Source organism: Maribacter zhoushanensis (assembly GCF_029350975.1).
GTDB lineage: Bacteria > Bacteroidota > Bacteroidia > Flavobacteriales > Flavobacteriaceae > Maribacter > Maribacter zhoushanensis.
The window spans coordinates 671,810-689,747 of the sequence record NZ_JARKMR010000002.1; the positions used below are offsets into that span (position 1 = coordinate 671,810).

Consider the following 17,938-nt stretch of genomic DNA (forward strand, 5'->3'; position numbering starts at 1 on the left):
ACACACAACTATTAATGATACATAAAGAAATAGCGTCCTATTTTAAAGAAAATTATACCAATAAGCCTACAATAATAAAAGCCCCCGGAAGAATTAATCTAATTGGTGAACATACTGATTATAATGAAGGCTTAGTACTACCCGCTTCTATTGAAAAAGGCATTTATTTTGCCGTAGCAAGTAATGATAAAAACAGAATTCAAGTTGAAACCTTTTTAACTCAGCCAGAAAAAATTGTTTTTCAATTAAATGGTGAGCATAATATATTTAAATCGTTTTGGGGCAACTATTTTAAGGCAATTATAGAAATACTTGTTGAAAAAGAATATCCTCTAAAAGGAATGGATTGCGTTTTTGGCGGAGATATACCTATAGGGTCAGGACTCTCATCTTCTGCAGCATTATGCTGTGGTTTTATATATGCAATTACCAAAGTATCAGATAAGAAAATTTCAAGAGAAGATATTGCATTAATTGCACAAGAAGCAGAACATAAAATAGGATTAAATTGTGGGTTAATGGATCAATATGCCGTTCTATTTGGCAAAAAAGGCAATGCCTTTTTCTTAGATTGCAAAGACCTTAGCCACAGTTACATTCCCATTAATTTAGAGGGTTATAGCTGGGTTTTAGTGAATTCTAACATCAAACATAATTTAGCTGTAGATTCTGAATACAATAAAAGGCGTGTTTCTTGTGAAAACATTGTAAAGCAAGTTCAAAAACATAGACCAGAAATAACATCTTTAAGAGATGTGACCTTAGAAGACCTATCTACTGTTAAAAATGATGTGAGTGCTATTGATGCCCAACGCGCCAAGTATGTAATTGAAGAAAATAATCGTGTACGTAAAATGATGAAGGTACTAACGGATGGCGATGCAAATGCTGTTGGTGCTGTTTTAAAAGAAGGTCACTGGGCGATGTCCAAAGAGTATGAAATTACCACAAGTGAATTAGATGCACTGGTTAAAATTGGTGAAAACTTAGATGGAGTTTTAGGTTCTAGAATGATGGGAGGCGGATTTGGTGGTTGTACCATTAATCTAATGAAAACAGAAAATCTAGATACAGGTATAAAATCTATGCTAAAACAATATAAAGAACAAACCAATATTGATGCCGAATATTACCATTTAGCAATTGATGACGGAGTTAAAATGTTCGAATAAGGATTAAAAACTACCATAAAAAAAAGTCCGAGTTTAATAACTCGGACTTTTTTCTTTTATAATAATACTAATTATTTAGAACTCCACTCTTTAATAGAATCATTGTTCATTTTAATATAATCATTGTTACCAGCTGCAGTGGCACCAACTAATGATTTTTTAGCAGCTTCAATTGCTCCTTTTTTATCACCCGCTTTTGCTAAGATTAATGATTGTTGTCTTAGTTGCCAAAATGCTGGTTTTTCAGTCATGGACATAGCTTTGTCCATCCACTCTTTTGCTTTATTAATATCTTTTCCTTCGCTAGAATAGTACACTGCAGCTGCGTAGTAATCACCAGCAGATGGTCCGTTCAAAGCCTTATCAATACTACTCATTACAGTAGCATCCGTATCAACAGTAAAAGGAATTGCAACATATGTATTTTCCCAAATGATACCAATATTAGCACCATTACTTGTTACATCATCAAAAGTGATCGTAAAAGTTTCAACAGGCATTTCAATGTTGTAGACCGGTGCAGATAACTTAGCTACTACTTTGCTTTCTTCCCAGTTACTTGGTGTACCACCACCTACGGTGTCAGTATAAATAAAAACTTCCCAATTAGAAGCTCCTGGCTTAGTAAAAATAGAATATGTTCCCGCTTTTACTTCCTTACCCGCAATAGTTACGTCAGCATCAAAAGTTACCAAGGTATAACCATTTGCCCCAGTTCTCCATAATTTATCAAAAGGTACTAAGTTACCAAACACTTTTCTACCTCTCATAGAAGGTCTAGAGTAGTCAATGCTTACTTCTGTTAAACCTACAATTTGTATAATTTTTGCAGCCGGACTTGGTGCAGGTGTATTTATTTGTGCCTCAACAGTTAAGGAAGCAACAATTGCTAATAAAAAGAGTACTACTTTGTTCATGATTGTTTTACTGATTAGTTATTTCTAGCAAAACTAATTATAAAGGAGGGGTAGAAATGTTAACAATTTCTTAAATACTAATAAACAGCAAAAGAAGTAGCTACTACACCATCTTCTAAAAATAAAGCCAAGTAGTAAATAGAAGATTCTAAATGATAGGATATGATTCCTTTCTTACCTATATCTCCGGTATTTTGCCATACTTCTTTACCAGTAACGTCATAAATCACCTGTCCAAAAACTGTTTTATCAGTTGTGATAGCGTAATAATAGCGACTAGAGACATTATCTCTATATATAATCAATTCATCTTCTTTACCGGTATTTTCAGGAAACACAGGTAATATTGGATCTTCAGGATTTTCAGATTCTTCTGGAATTTCAGGTTCAGCAGGGTTCTCAGGTTCTTCTAGGTTATCAGGAACCTCTGGCTCTTCTGGATTCTCTGGTTCCTGAGGGTTTTCAGGTTCCTCTGGTTCTGTAGGTTCTTCTTCTATAGTCGGTATCTGAAAAGAAAACAATCTTGAAGTTGACTCAATAGTAGGCGTTTGCCTAGAATAATACTCCGAAGAGAAATAGTAATTTTCTTCACTAGTCTGGGTTAATCCTTCCGCTTGAATAAAATTAAGTCCTAATGATTGTTGTATATACCCTTCAAAAACAGCATTAAAATTTAAATGCTCCACAACACCAACAAACGGACTTAGAATAGAAGAATAACCAATTATCACTAATCTATTAGACTCCGTATCATAAGTTGCATCTGTAATTAGTCCTATATCATCTATAGCGCCTACCCTACTTGCTACATATGTGCCCGGAAATTTTGAAAATTCATAAGCAACTGACCCTAAAGATTTCCATTGTTTGGTCAAGACCACTAAACGATCGTCAATCACAAAAAATGCTTCTGCATCCCAATCACTATTTCCAGAATTTTCGAAATCCTGTTGGTCTTCATAAGAGAAATTAATGGTTTCAGCAGACACCGTATTAGCATTTAAAAAATCTTCTTTTAAAATTCTATGAACCGCCAAATCTTTTCTAGTCCCCACATTATTGCCAAAATCACCTATATAGATATATTCATCATCTTGTGATATAGCTTCCCAATCAATATTGGTAACGTTACTGATAATTACCCTTCTAATAATTGAAAGTGATTGTAAATCTATCTCATATAATACAGCTTCATTACCAGAATCATTATGAGTTATTAGATTACCATTAAAATATAGTAGACCAGATGTTTCAAATACATCATCCGGTAAGTCGCCCACAGTTTGTACATTCTCTTGCGCGGCTAAAGAAAACGAGCAAATGAAAAGTAATACAGACCAAAACTGTTGAACAAAATGTCTCATTGTTGCAAAATAAACTAGAATAAAGTTAATCAACTGTATTTAAGTGACCTAAATTCAATTTAATCGATAAAGTTAATTTTTAAGCTAATAACAAATCATTTTTAAAATTGTTTAACTATTTTTGAATATTGTTAGACATATGCTTGAAGAAGCATTTTCATTATTCTATCTATGAAACTATATCAATTACATTCTAAACAAGCATTGCCCATTACCAAAGAAGTAGCATGGAAGTTTTTATCTGACCCTGCTAACCTGAAAGTAATTACTCCTGAACATATGGGTTTTAATATTTTAGATGGTGCAGATAGAGAAATGTTTCCTGGTCAAATTATTCAATATAAGGTATCTCCTTTTCCTGGCTATACTACCAAGTGGGTAACAGAAATTACGCACGTAGACAAAGGCAATTACTTTGTTGACGAGCAAAGGTTTGGACCTTACGCACTGTGGCACCATAAACACTTTATCAAAGAAATTGATGAAGGTGTTATTATGGAAGATATTATAGATTATAAAATCCCTTTAGGACTATTAGGTCAAATAGCACATCCTATAATTGTCAAAAAACAGCTGATGGAAATATTTAAATTTCGTGAGCAAAAATTAAAAGAACTTTTTGGTACGGTTGATTCCATACCAAATCAACTTCAACTTAAATCATTTTAAATGAAAAACATATTATTAATTGGTGGCTCTCATGGTATAGGACTTTCAATAGTTAAAGAATTACAAAGCACACATCATCTTTTTGTAGCATCTCGTTCAGAAGAAGATTTACAACATGAAAATATAACGCATATACCTTTTGATGTTACTACGGATGAACTAGATGTTTCCGTTTTACCAGAAAAACTGGATGGATTTGTGTATTGCCCTGGCAGCATAAATTTAAAACCTTTTAAAATGATGTCTTTGGACACCATAAAAGATGATATGGAACTTAATTTCTTTTCTATGATAAAAGTGGTCAAAGAAATTATTTCAAAAATGAATGAAGGTTCAAGTATGGTCTTTTTCAGTACTATTGCGGTGGGTACCGGAATGCCATTTCATACAAGCGTTTCTGCAGCAAAAGGTGCTATTGAAGGCTTTGCCAAATCATTGGCCGCGGAGTATGCACCAAAAGTAAGGGTTAACGTGGTTGCTCCTTCTTTAGTTGATACACCATTGGCAAAAAGACTTTTAAACAATGATAAGAAACGGGAAATGATGAGTGAACGACACCCATTAAAAAGAGTTGGTAACGCAGAAGATATTGCCAATGCAGCTGTTTTTCTTTTAACCGAAAAAAGCACTTGGGTGACCGGGCAGATAATTGGAGTAGATGGTGGACTATCAACTTTAAATATTAATTAAATGTCGAAAGAAGTATCTATATTTTGGTTTAGAAGAGATTTAAGATTAGACGATAATGTTGGTTTTCTTAAAGCTTTAAAGGGAGACTACCCTGTGTTGCCTATTTTTATTTTTGACAAAGAAATTCTTTCCAAATTACCGAAAGACGATGCAAGGCTTACCTTTATTCATGAGACCTTACAACACATGCGAACGCAGCTACAAAATGAAAATGACAGTTCATTGGCAATGTTTCATGGGAAACCATTAGATGTAATAAAAAATCTAACTGAAGAGTATAAGGTAATGTCTATTTATACTAATAGGGACTACGAACCATATGCCAAAGAACGTGATGAAAAAATAGCTTCCTTTTTATCCAAAAAAGATATTTCTTTTAAAACATTTAAAGACCAGGTAATTTTTGAAAAATCTGAAATTGTAAAGGGAGATGGAGAACCATATGTGGTATACACACCTTATAAAAATAAGTGGCAAGAACAATTTAATGCGGAGAATGATTTAGAAATACATTACACTAGTCAATACTTATCTAACCTTATTAAAAATTCACGTCTACCAAATTTATCATTAAGTGATATTGGTTTTGAGAAGTCTAAAATAGAGGTACCTGAATATGACGTAACCCCTACCCTAATAGATAATTATGAAGATACCCGTAATTTTCCCGCTAAAGAAAGCGGTACTTCAAGATTAGGACCCCATTTAAGATTTGGTAATGTATCTGTTCGTAAAATGATGAAAAAGGCTATCGCAGAAGACAATAAAGTATTCTGGAGCGAATTAATATGGCGAGAGTTTTTTATGACTATTCTATATCACTTTCCGCATACTGTAAACAATGCTTTTAGAGCCAAATATGACCGCATAGAATGGCGAAATAATGAAGACGAGTTTGAAAAATGGAAAAATGGTGAAACTGGGTATCTCTTAGTAGATGCCGGTATGCGCCAATTAAATGAAACCGGTTATATGCACAATCGTGTTAGAATGTTGGTAGCTAGCTTTCTTTGCAAACATCTACTAATAGACTGGCGCTGGGGAGAAACCTATTTTGCTGAAAAACTTTTAGATTATGAGTTGAGCTCTAATGTTGGAAACTGGCAATGGGCTGCAGGTAGCGGTGTAGATGCTGCACCGTATTTTAGAATATTCAATCCTATGACCCAAGTAGATAAATTTGACAAGGGTAAAAAGTATATCAAAGAATGGATTTCAGAATACGGTACAGATAAATATCCAGAAAAAATGGTGGATCATAAAATGGCTAGAGAAAGATGTTTAGAGACCTATAAGGCAGCGGTAAGCTAAAATCTACCTAGAAAGCTGACGATTTAACTCCTGTTGATTAACTACTCTTCTTTTAAGAATGTTGATATAACGTAATGCGTCCTTATTTTCGTATTCTGTGTAAGCTTTAGTCGCAAAGTCTATAGCCGCATTAAGATTACCGTTTATTTCATTACTAATTGCCATGTTGTAATAAGCTCTACCGGCTATTTTACTTTTAGCATGGGTTAAATCGGCATTCCATAATTCTGCAGCACCATCCCAGTCACCAGCTTTTGCACGTCTATCGGCAATTTCTAAATTATCGCTTCCCTTTATGTAATAGTCTCTAGCAATCCTTATATTTTCAGGTCTAGTAAATAGGGCATAGTTTGCGCCTAATTTTGAGCTTGCACTTAAAACAGCTTCTTTTCTACCAACAACAGCTTCAAATGCTTTTACAGGATTAATTCCTTCTCCGGTAGAATACATACTATTACTAGATACATACTCATCTATAATTCTTCTATTTACCGGGTCATAAATTCTCCACCCATTTTTTACAGCTGTATTCAATTCTATTCTATGACCTGGTACGTTTGCTTCAATTCCTAAATTATTTGGTATTTTAACTGTTGTCAATTCATAATTGGCTGCAGTATCAGTATCATAAAATTCTAAAGAAAATAATACATCAACACTGTTTTCCTTACAGATACGATCTACTATATCCCAAGAAATTTCAGATGGAAAAACACGCAGACCTTTTTCAATATCCTTTTGATTTTCAATAATCTTAACGGCATCAAATCGGTTACCACGCTCCAATTCATATTTAAGTCCGCTAACAGCGTTCTTTGCACCTTCTTTATCTAAATTAAGTCCTTCTAAGGATAAAATCTTATCAATATCGTCTAACACTTTATTATTTTCTGAAGCACTACTTCTATCTACTATCCCCACACTTGCAACATCATTTGGTATAGCTACTTGAGCAGGCTGGGTTATACCCATGGTCATCCTATTGGTGGAACTACAAGCTATAATTGAAAAAAACGCAGTAGTCATCAACAATTTAGAAGCTATATTTCTCATAAGTCGATATTTTTAAAAAAATTAAGATTTAAGTAATAACGAAAAATGAGCTATTAAATTATATAATTAATGGTTGTTGAGTGCCTAAATTTAAAAAAACAAAAAAATGACTGGTAGTTTTAAAAAAACGCCATATACTCATGACGAGCACGTTTTAACCTCAGTGAATTAAAGAATTTTATTTGGTATATTTACTAATGCTTTAACCTGATGTATAGGCTACAATTCAGAATTAGAGCTCAAATAACCAAAACAACTATAATGAAAAAAACATTTCTATTGTCACTGTGCATTTGCATGAGTGCATCGGTTTTTGCTCAAAAAATGAGCAAGGACAAAAATCTAATTATTTCTTCCGTTGAAAAACACAAAGAAGAACTTATTAAAATTAGTGATTCTATTTGGGCACTTGCAGAAACTGCATTTGATGAAACTGAATCTTCAAGAATTTTAGCAGATTATGCCGAAAAGAATGGAATGACAGTAACAAGAGGCGTTGCTGATATACCAACAGCTTTTACGGCAACTTATGGCTCTGGTAGTCCCGTAATCAGTATTTTGGGTGAGTTTGATGCCTTACCAGGTATTTCTCAAAAAACATCACCTATCAAAGAGCCATTAAAAGAAGGTGCTGCCGGTCATGGTTGTGGACATAACATGTTTGGCACAGCTAGTTTAGGATCTGCAATTGCTATTAAGGAATTAATGGACGCAGGAAAAATTAAAGGAACCGTAAAGTTTCTTGGAACACCAGCCGAAGAAAAATATTTCGCAAAAGTATGGATGGTAAAAGCCGGACTTTGGGATGATGTTGACGTTAATGTTAGCTGGCATCCATCTGCAGGTATTGAAGCCGATGTGCAAAGCGGATTATCACTAATAGATTTCGTTGTAGAATTTTATGGTCAGGCAGCACATGCCTCAATGGATCCATGGAATGGTCGTAGTGCCTCAGATGCTTTGGAACTGTACACAACCGGAATCAATTATTACAGAGAACACATATTACCAAGTTCAAGAATTCACTACCATATACAAGATGGTGGTCAGGTAGTAAATGTTGTACCAGATTATGCCAAGCTTTGGGTTCGTGTAAGAGACCCTAAACGTTCAAAAATGCTACCTACCTATGAGCGTGTAAAAGCAATGGCAGAAGGTGCGGCTATTATGGCAAATGTTGATTATAAAATTTCATTGGTTTCAGGTATTTACGAAACTTTGGTAAACCGATCAGGAGGAGAAATCATGCAGAACAATCTTGAATTATTAGGTCCAATTACGTATACCGAAGAAGAAACTATATTTGGCAAAGCCATACAAAAAGCCACAGGCAAACCTGAAGTTGGCCTAGATGGTACAGTACATCCATTAAGAGAAACATTAGAAACCCCAGGTGGCGGTTCTACAGATGTAGGAGATGTAAGCTGGAATGTCCCAAACATAAACCTAGGTGTTTCTGTAGCACCTACGGGCACTCCTTGGCATTCATGGGCAGTTGTTGCTTGTGGCGGAATGTCTATAGGACATAAAGGAATGATACATGCATCTAAAGCTATGGGTATGACCATGCTAGATTTATTTCAGAACCCTAAGTTAGTGACCAAGGTTAAAGAAGAATTTAAAACCCGCAAAGGTGATGAAGTTTACGAACCAATGATCGATGGTCCACCACCATTAGATGGAGAATAAAAGAGAATTTATAAAGAAGCTATCTTAACAGGTAGCTTCTTTTTTTTTCAATTAACGTGAACAATCAGACCCTTAAAACAATTGGGTTGAAATTAACAATGCAGCTCATTAATTCTATGTAATTTGTTTATTATGAATAACAACATAAAACAAATTTTTCAATTGGGTTTTCCGTGGCAAACGCAAAATCCTTTTTTATTCTGCGCATATCATTTAGACCATTATCCAAAAGGAAATGGAGAACTCGGTCCTGCTGATTCTTTAGAGGGAAGAAATCTAGGTAATGATTTTCAAATTAAAGACGGATACAGAATGTATCACGGATCTACAGTACCAGGATTTCCTGCACATCCGCATCGCGGATTCGAAACGATTACCATAGCAAATAAAGGATTCTGTGATCATTCAGATTCTTTAGGTGCGGCAGGTCGTTTTGGAGAAGGAGATGTACAATGGATGACCGCCGGTAGTGGCGTTCAACATTCAGAAATGTTTCCACTTATACATACAGATAAAGAAAACACTCTGGAGCTTTTTCAAATTTGGTTGAATCTACCTTCAAAAAGTAAATTCGTTGACCCTCATTTTAAAATGCTATGGAATGAAGATATTCCAGTATTGAAATTAGAAAAATCCACTGTTAAAATAATAGCTGGTAATTTTAATGATACACAAGCCTTAGAACCAGCTCCAGATTCATGGGCTGCAGATGAAGATAACAATGTAGTCATTTGGAATATAAAAATTGAACTAAAAGGGTCTATAACCCTACCAAAGGCAAATAAAGATTCAACTCGAACCATTTATTTCTATGAAGGCGATACAATAAACGTTCTAGGTGAATCAATACCTCAAAATCATGGTATTGAAGTAGAGGCTGATTCAGAAATAATCGTTAAGGCTATTGGCAGCGAAGCAAGCATTTTGGTTTTACAAGGCAAACCCATTGATGAACCCGTGGTTAAATACGGACCGTTTGTTATGAATACCGATCAAGAATTACAAAATGCGATGAATGAATTCAGAACAACCCAATTTGGTGGTTGGCCATGGAGGCACCCTGATCATGTGCATGAAGTCGGCAGAGGAAGATTTGCAAAATACCCTGATGGTACTTTAATTGAAAAATAACATTAGAAAGGCTCTAAAAAGTAAAAACTCCATAATCATGTTTAAACCTGATTATGAAGTTTTTTATATAATTCAATAAAAACTTAGACCCTAACGATCTTAGCTCCTATTGCACGTAATCTTTCATCAATATTCTCGTAACCACGATCTATTTGCTCAATGTTATGTATCGTAGAAGTTCCCTTTGCCGATAAAGCTGCAATTAACAATGAAACACCAGCTCTAATATCTGGTGATGTCATTGTAGTAGCTTTTAAAGTGGATTTAAAATCATGACCAATTACTGTAGCCCTGTGCGGATCACAAAGAATAACCTTTGCTCCCATATCCAATAATTTATCAACGAAGAACAGACGGCTTTCAAACATCTTTTGATGAATTAAAACTTCTCCTCTAGATTGTGTAGCAACTACTAAAATGATACTTAATAGATCAGGTGTTAAACCTGGCCACGGTGCATCGGCAATGGTTAGAATAGAACCATCTATATAGTTTTGTATTTCATATCCATCAACATGGGCAGGAATATAAATATCATCACCTTTTCTTTCTAAAGTGATGCCTAACTTACCAAATACTGTTGGTATTTGACCTAAGTCATCCCAACTAACATCTTTAATGGTCAATTCACTTTTGGTCATTGCCGCCAAACCTATCCAGCTACCTATTTCAATCATATCAGGAAGCATACGGTGATCCGTACCTCCTAATTTGTCAACTCCATCAATCACTAAAAGATTAGAACCAACCCCAGATATTTTGGCGCCCATTCTATTTAACATTTTACAAAGCTGCTGTAAATACGGTTCACAAGCCGCGTTGTAGATTGTTGTTTGACCCTCTGCCAAAACCGCCGCCATAACAATGTTCGCAGTTCCGGTTACAGAGGCTTCATCTAATAACATGTAAGTACCTTTCAACTTATCTGCTTCAACCCCGTAAAAATATTCTTCGCGATTGTAACGGAATTTGGCACCTAGTTTAATAAAACCTTCAAAGTGTGTATCTAATCGTCTACGACCAATTTTATCGCCTCCTGGTTTAGGTATATAACCTTTACCAAAACGTGCCAATAGCGGTCCTACCAACATAATAGAACCTCTTAAGCCTCTACCATCTTGTTTAAACTGATCAGATTGTAAATATTCTAAGTTAATGTCATCTGCCTTAAAAGTATAAGAGCCTTTGCCTTTCTTTTGGATTTTTACACCAAGATCTTCTAAAAGCGCTATAAGTTTATTTACATCGACAATATCCGGAATATTGGTAATCGATACTTTTTGGTCTGTAAGTAGTACTGCGCAAAGTATTTGAAGTGCTTCGTTCTTTGCTCCTTGAGGTGTTATTTCACCAGATAACTGATGCCCTCCTTCAATTTTGAATGTCCCCATCTAGAGAAGTGGAAATTTAATAGCGTTTTTTACCGCGGTTATTATTATTTCTTTGATTTTTCTTACCTGAATTATTTGAACGAGGAGATTTTGCTACTCTGTTCTTAAGGAATTGCCCGCTATCGGTTAAACTTTCGCCTTCTGCGGCTAAGTCGATACGGCCATCACTTAATTCAAACAAATGCTTAAAAATTGCTTTGTCATCAACAACATCCTTATTCCAATTTAAGTAGCACTTTTTCATGTGATTGGCAATAGCATATTCCAAACCGGAACGCTTATCACCCTTCTCCCATTCAACGGCAACATCAATCATACGTTTAATGTTGTTTCCATAAAAACGATATTTAGGAAAGTTTTGAGGGTACTCCAAGGCATCAGGTCTTTTTCTTAAAATCTCTTTAGAGGTAATAGGAAAGGGAGAATCTACATCCAACTTAAAATCGGACATAATGAATAATTGATCCCAAAGTTTATGCTGAAAATCAGGCACATCGCGCAAATGGGGTTGTATATTTCCCATAACGCTTATAATTGCTTGCGCAACTTTATTTCTTTCTTCACGGTCTTCAATTGATATTGCATGATTCACCATTTTTTGAAAATGACGGCCATACTCTGGTATAATCAAATGCTCACGCTCTGTATTATATTCTAGGTTTTCTACTAATTGCAAATTGAAAATTTTAGCTTATTGTGTTTGAGAAGTATTCTTATAACGATGCCAAATTAAGAAAATTATAGATGAAATGCTATTTTACAGGGATATTACGCCCTCTAACTTACCTACCTCTTTATATTTTTCTATAACCGCATCTGGGCTTTCCATATTCACTGTTATTGAGACACTGGTGTATTTACCGTTTTTAGATTTCTTTAAATTAATAACCGCACCGGTATTATCGAAAATGGTATTTATTTTATCAATTTTATTCGTTTCTGTCTCTACAATAAATTTATACAGATAGTTAGAGGGCCATTTTGATGTTTCTGTTAATTGCTCGTGTAATTTTTTATAAAATTCTTCTGGGTTATTTTCGTCCATCACTAGTATTTTATGCAAAGATAAGTGTAATGTACCAGTTTTTTAATACTGTTGATTATTGTACTTTTGCTTTCATAAATTATGAATTTGAAAAGCAAGAGAATTGTTGTAACAGGAGGTCCGGGAACGGGAAAAACAGTGTTAATATCTTCACTTGAAGAAAATGGCTACCATTGTTTTCATGAGGTGATCAGAACAATGACCTTAGACGCCTTAGGCGATGTTGCATTAGATGAAAAATTAGTAAACCCTATTGATTTCGTTGAAGATTCTAAAAGTTTTAACGATGAGTTGATCAATGCCCGTTTACAACATTTCATCAATGGTCAAAACATAAAAAAAGATCATTTATTCTATGATCGTGGGTTACCGGATGTTATTGCGTATATGGATTATTTTGGTCAGCCATCTGAGCAACATTATGCAGACTTATGCCTAGAACACAGATATGACGAGGTATTGATTTTACCACCTTGGAAAGAAATTTATGTTCAAGATAATGAACGAATGGAAAATTTTGAACAAGCTTGTGGAATACACGAAAAGCTTGAAAACACATATATTAATCTGGGGTATACACCAATAGAAGTTCCTTTTGGTACTATTGAAAATCGTATGCAATTTGTTGTAGATATTATAAACAAAACGGGTGAGTAATACACCAAAAGAAATCTTATCTAAATATTGGGGTTTTGACAGCTTTAGGGGCTCTCAAGAAGAAATTATCAATGCCATATCTAATGGTCAAGATGTTTTAGGGCTATTGCCAACTGGTGGTGGCAAGTCTCTATGCTTTCAAGTACCGGGCTTAATGAAAGAAGGTATTTGCATAGTTATTTCGCCGTTAGTAGCATTAATAGAAAATCAAGTCGATAACCTTCAAAAACTAGGTATTAAGGCTATAGGTCTAAAAGGCGGACTGAAATTTACGGAAGTAGATAAGTTATTGGATAATTGTATTTACGGCAATTATAAATTCTTATATCTTTCTCCAGAACGCTTACAACAAGAACTGGTTCAAGAACGCATAAAAGCCATGAACGTGTCTATGTTCGTTATAGATGAGGCACATTGTATTTCTCAATGGGGCCATGATTTTAGACCCGCATATTTAAGCTGCTCCATATTACGAGAGCTTCACCCTACCCCTCCCATGGTAGCACTTACAGCCACAGCTACAAAAAGGGTTAGTGAAGATATTATCACATCATTAGAGCTTACCTATCCTTTTGTAGTCAAAGATTCATTTTTTCGAAAAAATATTGGTTTTGAAGTGATAATGACCGAAGATAAAAACGGTCGCTTAAAACAATACTGTCAAAAAATAGAACATAGTGCCATTGTATATGTTAGGAGCAGACGTATAGCAGAAGAACTATCTAGATATCTTGTACAGAACAACTTGAAGGCAACCTTTTACCACGGTGGTGTAGAGCAGAAAATGAAAACGGAACGTCTAAATCTCTGGCTACAAGATAAAGTTCAAATTATGGTTGCTACCAATGCCTTTGGTATGGGCATAGATAAGCCAGATGTTGAATTGGTAGTTCATTATCAAATTCCAGATAGTTTAGAAAATTACTTTCAAGAAGCAGGTAGAGCTGGTAGAAATGGTGCTTTTGCCAAGGCAATTTTACTTACCAATACCACTGATAAGGTTTTAGTAAAAAAGCAATTCATTGAAATTTTACCTGATGTAGCTTATGTAAAAATGATTTACAGAAAGTTAAATACTTTTTTTCAAATAGGATATGGAGAATTTACAGAAGCAAAATTCCATCTTAATTTTAATGAATTCTGTAGCATCTATAAACTGAATACATTTTTAACCTACAATGCACTACAGCTCCTAGATAGAAACTCTGTATTATCATTATCTGAAAATTTCTCTAAAAAAATCACCATTAAATTTATTACGGATAAGGATACATTGTATCGATACATTGATAATAACCCTAAACTAGCCGATTTTATAAAAGTAGTATTAAGAACCTATGGCGGTCTCTTTGAATTTGACACTCAAATAAACACGTATTTATTATCCAAAAAAACATCACTACCAGAATCATTGATACATCAGAATTTTGAGGTGTTGGCAAAAGATGAAATTATTGAATATCAAAGTGTCTCAAGTGATTTAGAAATGGTCTTTTTAGTACCAAGAGACGATGACCGTACCATAAACATGTTTGCTAAGAATATAGAAGAACAAAACCAGCTTAAAGTAGAGAAGGTTACAAAGATGTTGAACTTCATTGAAAATGACAGTATATGTAGAAGTATTCAGTTGTTGGAATACTTTGGGGAAGTTCAAGAAAAAGAATGTGGTATCTGCGATGTATGCCTTAGCCAGAAAATTGGCAATACCGATGTTGTGCATGCCAAAATTAAAATTATTCAAATACTAAAAGAACAAACGGCAAACTCTAGAGTTTTACAACAACGACTGAACACAACACAAGAAATAGTAATTACAGCTTTGCAAGAACTTTTAGAAGACAACTTTATATCATTAAACACTACAAACGAATACCAACTATTATAATATGGAAGCATTGAGAATTGTATTTATGGGAACACCAGATTTTGCCGTAGGCATTTTAGACAAACTGGTAAAAGAGGATTATAATGTAGTTGGTGTCATAACTGCACCAGACAGACCAGCCGGAAGAGGACGTAAAATAAATGAATCTGCAGTTAAAAAATATGCCGTAGAACAAAACTTAAATATCTTACAACCTACTAACTTAAAAGACTCTGACTTCTTAAACACGCTAGCATCTTTAAATGCCAATTTACAAATAGTAGTTGCCTTTAGAATGCTACCAAAGCTTGTGTGGGGCATGCCAAAATACGGAACCTTTAATCTACACGCATCCTTATTACCACAATATAGAGGTGCCGCTCCTATTAATTGGGCTATTATTAATGGTGAAACAAAAACTGGAGTAACAACATTCTTTATTGATGAAAAGATTGATACCGGTGCTATAATAATGCAAGATGAAGCAATTATAGAAAAAACAGATAATGCAGAAGACTTACATGATAAGTTGATGCACCTAGGTGCTGAGACCGTTGTAAAAACTGTTGCAAGAATTCAAGAAGGAAATTTTGAGACTACAAAACAACCAAACTCAGATGATTTAAAAGATGCGCACAAAATATTTAAAGAAACCTGTGAAATAGATTGGGGCAAAACTGCAGAGGACATATACAATTTTATAAGGGGCTTAAGTCCATACCCTGCGGCTTGGACAACATTAACAAACGGTGACCAAACCATAATTACCAAAATTTATAAAGCAAGTATAGAAGTTGAAGAACATTACTTGCCAACCGGATCACTGATTTTTACTAAAAAAGATATGAAAGTTGCAGTGCAAGGCGGATACTTAAATCTTGAAGAAATACAACTTCAAGGTAAGAAAAGGATGTTTGTGAGAGATCTGTTAAATGGTCTTAATTTAGAAAAAAACGCAAAAATGGGGTGAGACCCCGTGTTTGTTGGGCTGCGAGAAACGTAAAAAAAAACCTACTTTATTAACAAACACGCTGAGTTATCAACAAAACAAGGGATTTCCCCTTGTTTTACTTGTGTTGCTCAGAAATCCATATAAATTTGTTAGTAGGTATAAATTATTTAATCACAATTAATTATCACATTATGAACAAAACAGAATTGATCGATGCAATGGCAGCTGACGCTGGCATCACAAAAGCTGCGGCTAAAAAGTCATTGGAATCTTTCTTGGGAAATGTTGAAAATTCTCTTAAAAAAGGAGATAGAATTTCTTTAGTAGGTTTCGGTTCTTGGTCCGTATCTAAAAGAAATGCAAGAGAAGGTAGAAATCCATCAACTGGAAAAACTATCCAAATCGCTGCTAAAAATGTAGTAAAGTTTAAAGCAGGTGCTGATTTAGGTAAAGCTGTAAACTAATTTTACACTGATAAATTTATTAAAAGCGCCTTAATTGGCGCTTTTTTTATTTCTATGTTTTTGCATTTAGAAGGATTTGTCTTACTTTAGGTATATAATCATAGTAAATATATGATCGCATTAAAACCAACCAAAGGAAAATTACTTGTTGCCGAACCGTCTTTAACAGGAGACGTTTCTTTCAACAGGTCCGTTGTACTGTTAGCAGAACATAGCAATGAAGGTTCTGTTGGTTTTATTTTAAATAAACCATTAGAATACCAAATAAACGAGCTTGTAACTGAAATTGAAATTCCTTTTCAAGTATATAACGGTGGTCCTGTAGAACAAGACAATCTATATTTTATTCATAAAGTGCCTCATTTAATTGATAACAGTGTGGAGATTTCTGATGGCATTTATTGGGGCGGTGATTTTGAAACAACCGTAGAGCTTATTAATAAAGAGATTATCTCGCAAGATGATATTAGGTTCTTTCTAGGTTATTCTGGCTGGTCTTCTTTACAATTAGATGAAGAATTGACTTCTAAATCATGGATCGTTGTAGAAAACGAACATGAAAGCAGAATTATACAAAAAGCTGCAAAAGCAATTTGGAAAGAAAATATGATACAGCTAGGTGGTGATTATTTATTATGGTCTAACGCACCAGAAAATCCTAGTTTAAACTAAACAGTTTTAGTCAAAGACATTCTTGCCGCTGCATTTAATTTACCTATTAGATTTTTGGCAATTGCATTGACAAACTGCTTCTTTCTATATTTTGTAACTGAAATAATACCATCAATATTATTTACAATAAACAATTCATCTGCTTTTTGAAGTTCAAAAGGCGAAATACTATCTTCTATAAATTCAAAATCATTTAATTTGGTTATAATATCAACGAGCTTTTTCCTTAAAACACTGTTTATACAACCATCTGTTACAAGTGCAGTTTTAATTTGATTACCCTTTACCACGAACAAATTGCCATTTAAAGCTTCTATAACCTGCTTTCTTTCATTTAGCAACAAACAATCTTGATAATCATTTTCTTGAGCGTAAATAGCACCTACAACGTTTAACACCTTGTTATTAGAATCTAAATTAGAGAGCATACTAGAGTTCTTATAGAAATCTTTAAAAAGTTCAACTTCATAAGCATCCTCATTTAGAACAAAAAACGGATTCTTTAATGTTCTACTTGTAATAAAGTAAGATATGGTATTATCAGAAACAGAAAAATCATTTTGGCTATTTCTAAAAACGATGAATTTTATTTGTTTGGCTTCTTTTAAATCATTCTCAGAAATACATTTTAGAATTTCCTTTTCCATAAACTCCATCGTAAAGTTCATAGGAATTTCCATTCGTAACATTCTCATGGAAGACATTAAGCGTAAATAATGATCTTCTAAAAAAATAATGTCACCGTTTAAAACACGTAATTCTTCAAAAACGGCATCACCAAGCTGTACTCCCCTATTCTTTTCATTTAAAAAAGAAGTATTATCCTCAAGAAGTTCGCCATTGAAATTGAACATAAAAAAAGCCTTAAAAAATTAAGGCTCAAAGATACTGTAA

The 17,938-nt window shown here is 34.3% G+C and carries 18 protein-coding genes; 11 read left to right on the forward strand and 7 right to left on the reverse strand.

Annotated elements, in window-relative coordinates; translation table 11 throughout:
- Positions 1-14: 14 nt before the first annotated feature.
- Positions 15-1,172, forward strand: a complete 1,158-nt coding sequence (gene galK, locus PXD56_RS09705; RefSeq protein ID WP_276493137.1) for a galactokinase — start codon at positions 15-17, stop codon at positions 1,170-1,172.
- A gap of 71 nt (positions 1,173-1,243) precedes the next feature.
- Here the strand turns inward: galK and PXD56_RS09710 are convergent, their stop codons facing one another.
- Positions 1,244-2,089, reverse strand: a complete 846-nt coding sequence (locus tag PXD56_RS09710) for a DUF2911 domain-containing protein (protein ID WP_276493138.1) — start codon at positions 2,087-2,089, stop codon at positions 1,244-1,246.
- Positions 2,090-2,166: 77 nt separating this feature from the next.
- A complete protein-coding gene (locus tag PXD56_RS09715; RefSeq protein WP_276493139.1) occupies positions 2,167-3,453 on the reverse strand; it encodes a hypothetical protein in 1,287 nt (428 codons plus the stop codon).
- A 171-nt stretch (positions 3,454-3,624) separates the two neighbouring features.
- Here PXD56_RS09715 and PXD56_RS09720 point away from each other — a divergent pair, with 171 nt between their 5' ends.
- From PXD56_RS09720 to PXD56_RS09730, 3 genes are read left to right on the forward strand one after another with little or no spacing between them, the layout of a single operon-like run.
- A complete protein-coding gene (locus PXD56_RS09720) occupies positions 3,625-4,122 on the forward strand; it encodes an SRPBCC family protein (RefSeq protein ID WP_276493140.1) in 498 nt (165 codons plus the stop codon).
- A complete protein-coding gene (locus tag PXD56_RS09725) occupies positions 4,123-4,812 on the forward strand; it encodes an SDR family NAD(P)-dependent oxidoreductase (RefSeq protein ID WP_276493141.1) in 690 nt (229 codons plus the stop codon).
- Positions 4,813-6,123, forward strand: a complete 1,311-nt coding sequence (locus PXD56_RS09730; RefSeq protein WP_276493142.1) for a cryptochrome/photolyase family protein — start codon at positions 4,813-4,815, stop codon at positions 6,121-6,123.
- A 3-nt stretch (positions 6,124-6,126) separates the two neighbouring features.
- Here the strand turns inward: PXD56_RS09730 and PXD56_RS09735 are convergent, their stop codons facing one another.
- Positions 6,127-7,176, reverse strand: coding sequence for a DUF6340 family protein (locus PXD56_RS09735; protein ID WP_276493143.1), 1,050 nt, complete (start codon positions 7,174-7,176; stop codon positions 6,127-6,129).
- A 261-nt stretch (positions 7,177-7,437) separates the two neighbouring features.
- On the opposite strand from PXD56_RS09735, the gene PXD56_RS09740 reads away from it, so the two are divergent.
- Entirely contained in the window at positions 7,438-8,865 is a 1,428-nt protein-coding gene (locus PXD56_RS09740; RefSeq protein WP_276493144.1) for an amidohydrolase, read from the forward strand.
- A 132-nt stretch (positions 8,866-8,997) separates the two neighbouring features.
- Positions 8,998-9,996, forward strand: a complete 999-nt coding sequence (locus PXD56_RS09745) for a pirin family protein (RefSeq protein ID WP_276493145.1) — start codon at positions 8,998-9,000, stop codon at positions 9,994-9,996.
- An 83-nt stretch (positions 9,997-10,079) separates the two neighbouring features.
- On the opposite strand, the gene murA is transcribed toward PXD56_RS09745, so the two are convergent.
- The 3 genes from murA to PXD56_RS09760 form a co-directional block, all read right to left on the reverse strand.
- Entirely contained in the window at positions 10,080-11,387 is a 1,308-nt protein-coding gene (gene murA, locus PXD56_RS09750) for a UDP-N-acetylglucosamine 1-carboxyvinyltransferase (RefSeq protein WP_276493146.1), read from the reverse strand.
- Positions 11,388-11,403: 16 nt separating this feature from the next.
- Entirely contained in the window at positions 11,404-12,063 is a 660-nt protein-coding gene (locus tag PXD56_RS09755) for a DUF4290 domain-containing protein (protein WP_276493147.1), read from the reverse strand.
- Between the two features lie 81 nt (positions 12,064-12,144).
- Positions 12,145-12,432 carry a DUF493 family protein gene (locus PXD56_RS09760; protein ID WP_276493148.1) on the reverse strand — a complete coding sequence of 96 codons (288 nt, stop codon included), beginning with the start codon at positions 12,430-12,432 and terminating at the stop codon, positions 12,145-12,147.
- Between the two features lie 81 nt (positions 12,433-12,513).
- On the opposite strand from PXD56_RS09760, the gene PXD56_RS09765 reads away from it, so the two are divergent.
- The 5 genes from PXD56_RS09765 to PXD56_RS09785 all read left to right on the forward strand — a co-directional run bounded on the left by PXD56_RS09765 (position 12,514) and on the right by PXD56_RS09785 (position 17,044).
- On the forward strand, positions 12,514-13,089 hold the full coding sequence (locus tag PXD56_RS09765) for an AAA family ATPase (RefSeq protein ID WP_276493149.1): 576 nt from the start codon (positions 12,514-12,516) through the stop codon (positions 13,087-13,089).
- Positions 13,082-14,977, forward strand: coding sequence for a RecQ family ATP-dependent DNA helicase (locus tag PXD56_RS09770; protein ID WP_276493150.1), 1,896 nt, complete (start codon positions 13,082-13,084; stop codon positions 14,975-14,977). The genes PXD56_RS09765 and PXD56_RS09770 overlap by 8 nt, the downstream gene beginning before the upstream one ends.
- Position 14,978: 1 nt before the next feature.
- Positions 14,979-15,926, forward strand: coding sequence for a methionyl-tRNA formyltransferase (fmt, locus tag PXD56_RS09775; protein ID WP_276493151.1), 948 nt, complete (start codon positions 14,979-14,981; stop codon positions 15,924-15,926).
- A 173-nt stretch (positions 15,927-16,099) separates the two neighbouring features.
- Positions 16,100-16,372, forward strand: coding sequence for an HU family DNA-binding protein (locus PXD56_RS09780; RefSeq protein ID WP_027066835.1), 273 nt, complete (start codon positions 16,100-16,102; stop codon positions 16,370-16,372).
- 111 nt (positions 16,373-16,483) lie between these two features.
- Positions 16,484-17,044, forward strand: coding sequence for a YqgE/AlgH family protein (locus PXD56_RS09785; protein WP_276493152.1), 561 nt, complete (start codon positions 16,484-16,486; stop codon positions 17,042-17,044).
- Here the strand turns inward: PXD56_RS09785 and PXD56_RS09790 are convergent.
- Positions 17,041-17,898: an aminotransferase class IV gene (locus PXD56_RS09790; RefSeq protein WP_276493153.1), complete on the reverse strand. Its 858-nt coding sequence runs from the start codon at positions 17,896-17,898 to the stop codon at positions 17,041-17,043. The two genes, PXD56_RS09785 and PXD56_RS09790, sit on opposite strands and share 4 nt — an antisense overlap.
- Positions 17,899-17,938 lie beyond the last annotated feature (40 nt).